Annotated in this window: 3 protein-coding genes; 1 reads left to right on the top strand and 2 read right to left on the bottom strand. The window is 72.7% G+C overall.

What is annotated here, in order from left to right:
- Positions 1-621: ABC transporter transmembrane domain-containing protein (locus tag ACWF94_RS36140; RefSeq protein ID WP_453498691.1), on the bottom strand; the 621-nt coding region annotated here is incomplete at its 3' end.
- Entirely contained in the window at positions 618-2,420 is a 1,803-nt protein-coding gene (locus tag ACWF94_RS36135) for an ABC transporter ATP-binding protein (RefSeq protein WP_453498689.1), read from the bottom strand. The genes ACWF94_RS36140 and ACWF94_RS36135, both read right to left, overlap by 4 nt.
- A gap of 159 nt (positions 2,421-2,579) precedes the next feature.
- On the opposite strand from ACWF94_RS36135, the gene ACWF94_RS36130 reads away from it, so the two are divergent.
- Complete coding sequence (locus tag ACWF94_RS36130; protein WP_453498686.1) at positions 2,580-3,227, top strand: MerR family transcriptional regulator; 648 nt, start codon at positions 2,580-2,582, stop codon at positions 3,225-3,227.
- Positions 3,228-3,739 lie beyond the last annotated feature (512 nt).

Here is a 3,739-nt window from a genome sequence, read left to right as displayed (position 1 = left end):
ACGCAGGACCGGCTGGGCCTGGCCCAGCTCGATCGCCCGCCCGGCGACCCCGGCCGCCGCCCGCTCCAGCTCGATCTCGGCGATCTCGGCGATCCGCGCGGCACGCCGCAGCGCCCAGAAGGCGAACAGCGCGATCACGCACAGCAGCACGGCCATCCGCCAGTCGACCGCGAAGGTCACGGCAACGACCGTCGCCGGCAGCAGCGTCGAGGTGATCGCGGGCCCGGCGATCACCACGGCCAACTGCGCGGCGTCGCCCACGTCCGCGGTCACCCCCCGCGCGAGCCGCGCCTTGTGCTCGGCGGTGAACCAGCCGAGCGGCAGCGTGCTCACGTGGCGCATCAACTGCTGCCGCAGCTGCGCCGCGAGCGTGCCCGCCGCCTTGAAGCCCACCGGGTCGGCGACGACGCTCAGCACCGCGTAGAGGACGGCGCCGACCGCGCCGGCCACGAGCCACGGCGTGGCCGCGCTGACGTCGGGCGCGGGTCGTACGACGGCGTCCAGGACCGGGACGAGCAGGCCGAGCAGCAGGCCCTGAAGGACAGCCTGCGCCGCCGTGAGCAGCCACAGGCGGGCCAGGAGCCGTGGCTCCGGCCACAGTCGGTACAGCCGGCGGATCATGCGAGCACCCCTTCCTGCGCGGCCCACATGCGGGCGTACAGCCCGTCGTGTGCGAGCAGTTCGCCGTGTCGGCCCCGTTCGACGATCCGTCCGCCGTCGAGCACGAGGATCTGGGCGGCGCCGGCGATCGTGTGCAGCCGGTGGGCGATCACGATCACCGTCTTGCCGACCGCCAGGGTGGCCAGCGCCTCCTGGACCGCCGACTCGCTGTCGGCGTCCAGCGCGGCCGTCGCCTCGTCCAGGACGACGATCGGCGCTCCGGACAGGATCGCCCGTGCGATCGTCAGCCGCTGGCGCTCGCCGCCGGACAGGCTGCCCCCGCCCGAGTCGAGCAGTGTGTCGTACCCGTCGGGCAGCGCCTCGATCACGTCGTGGATGTGCGCGGCGGCAGCCGCCGCGCGGACCTCCGCGTCACCGGCTCCGGGCCGGCCGATGCGGATGTTCTCCGCCACGCTGTCCCGCAGCAGCGCGACATCCTGGAACACCAGCGACATCGACGCCAGCAGTTCGGCCGACGGGATGGAGCGTACGTCGACGCCACCGATCCGGATCGCCCCGCCGGTCACATCGTAGAAGCGCGGCAGCAGACCGGCGAGGGTCGTCTTGCCGGCGCCCGACGGCCCCACCAGCGCGGTCACCCGGCCCGGCGGGCAGACGGCGCTGACCTCCTCGACGGCGTCGGTCACCCCGTCGTAGGAGAACGAGACGCGGTCGAACTCGACGCCGTGACCGCTCGGTGTCTGCGGGCGTTCGGGTTCGGGCAGTGGCGGGCGGGTCAGCAGCCGTTCGATGTTGGCCGCGCCCATCCGGCCCTTGCGGATGCCCTGGGCGCCGTTCACGGCCGGGAGGATCGAGTTCGGCAGCCCGATCGCGACGACCAGGAACGCCACCAGGTCCGCGACGGTGAGTGTGCCGCGGTCGACGAGGACCAGCCCGGCAGCGGTCACGGCGGCGAGGACGGCCATCTCCGAGCCGAACAGCCGCGATGCCGCGGAGCTGTAGCGCACCTCGGCGACCCACGCCGCGAACGCCTCGGCGTACTCGTCCACCGCGTCGTCGAAACGGCGCAGGACGCGGCCCCCGGTGCCGAACGTCTTGACCACCTGGATGCCGTCGGCGTACTCGACGCTCGCGGTGCTGATCCGCGCTTCGGCGGCGACCAGCCGGTTCACATGGGTCGTCATGGACCGCATCGAAACGCGGTAGAAGAGACCCATCAGGCCCAGCACACCCAGCGCGACCAACGCCATGGGGACATCGACGAGGAGCAGATAGCCCGACCCGACGACCATCACCGTGACCGCCCCGGTCAGCTGCCCCAGGGCGTGCGCGATGACCTCGTGCATCTCCTCCAGATCGCCCGTCATGGCCCTCTTGACCCGGCCCGAGCCCGCGGAACGGAACCAGCCCAGCGGCAGCGAGCCGAGATGGCGCACGATCCGCGTACGCAGCTCGTGCAGGATCGCCGCGTCCGCGTAGTGCCCGACGCGGGAGGTCTGCACCAGCAGCACCAGCCACACGCCGGCGCCCGCGGCACCGATGCCCACCCAGGTCCACACGGTCCCGGCCGCCCCCGCCGGGTCGTCGAGCAGGACCCGCGCGATCTCGGCGACGGCGATGTAGGGCACGATCCCCGCCGCCGCGCTCAGGGACGAGAGGACCGCGCAGATCACGAGATGGGTCCGGATCGGGGCGAGCAGCCGTGCCAGCGCCCCGGGATGCGCGAGTCCGGCCGACTGCCCGGTATCCGCACGGGGCTCCGGCGCGGCGGCCGTGCGTCTGTATGTTGTCTGGCTCATCCGTCTGTTCCTCCTGGGAACCTCATCGCCGGCGCCGGATTCCTCGGTCCCGCCCCGTGTCGCAGACGCCGCCTCCACGGCCATGACCGGGAGAGGTAAGGTATGCCTAACCTCACTTCAATCTTGAGACTTCAAGGCAACTTGATGTCAAATAGGTGCATGGATGATCCACGCGGTGTTTCGATCGGCCGGGCGGCGGCCCTCTACGGCCTTGCCCCGTCGACGCTGCGGTGGTGGGAGTCGCAACGGGTGCTGCCGGAACCACCGCGTGTCAACGGACGCCGCGTCTACACCGAGACCGAACTCCGCCGTATCGGACTCGCCTATCTGTGCTGTGTCGTCGGGGTGATGCCGCTCGAACAGTCGTCCGTCGTCACGGCGGGGAGCCGGAATCAGCACTGGCAGAGCACCGTGCGGCGGCACGCCGGGCTGATCGAGGAGAAGATCAGACAACTGGAGAGCGCGCATGGGTATCTGCTGCACCTGCTGCGGTGCCCGGACGACGACATCGTGGGGCAATGCCCGGATCTCGATGACGAACTGATGAAGCACACGCCGCGCGGGCGGTTCGCGCCACCGGGACTCGTCGCCGCCGCGCAGTCGATCCCCCTTCGCGCACCGGCCCGCCGGGAGCGTGATGAAACGGACCTGCCGCGTGATGAAAAGTCCACGGCCGCGGGCCGCTGTGCCGTCTGCGCGGCACCGTTCAGCCAGCCGGCGCGCGGCCGTCGCCGCACCTACTGCTCGCGTGCGTGCCAGCAACGGCAGTACCGGCGCAACGCGGACCGGCGATCGGCACAGCCGTGAGCGGGGACGCTCCGGCGGGCGTCGTGCCCGCGTACGCGGGGCGGCGGGCCGTCCGGTTCTCCCCCGGGAGGGGCAGGCCCGGGTGGGGCAGGCCCGGGTGGGGCAGGCCCGGGTGGGGCAGGCCCGGGTGGGTCAGGCCCCGCCCGCCCGGGCCGGGTCCAGCGCGTCGCGGACGACGGCCGTCGCCGCGCGTCCCGCCCCCAGGACCGGTGACGGGTCGGTGCCGCGCGCGCGAGCATGAACGCGCCTTGCAGCAAGGCGATGACGGAGCCCGCGGCCGAACGCCTCCGCTCCTTCGACCGCACCGCGCTCGTGGCCCGGGGTGCGGGGCCCGGGGCGCGGGGCGCGGGGCGCGGGGCGCGGGGCGCGGCCGACCGTATGATGCCCCCGTCGACCGGCCGCCGCCTCGCCGGCCTGCTTCCGCACGGGCGGTACGCGGAGACCCCCGGGGCCGGGACGCGGTTCATGTTAGTCTTAAACTTTTCGCTGGGCGGTGTAGAGGTTATGTTATT

The organism is Streptomyces sp. NPDC055078 (assembly GCF_053607985.1).
This window is presented reverse-complemented; position numbering and strand designations above follow the sequence as displayed.

Bases quoted from the DNA above. Each gene is read 5' to 3' on its own strand.
- ACWF94_RS36135 (WP_453498689.1), bottom strand. From the start codon at position 2,420: ATGAGCCAGACAACATACAGACGCACGGCCGCCGCGCCGGAGCCCCGT.
- ACWF94_RS36130 (WP_453498686.1), top strand. From the start codon at position 2,580: ATGGATGATCCACGCGGTGTTTCGATCGGCCGGGCGGCGGCCCTCTAC.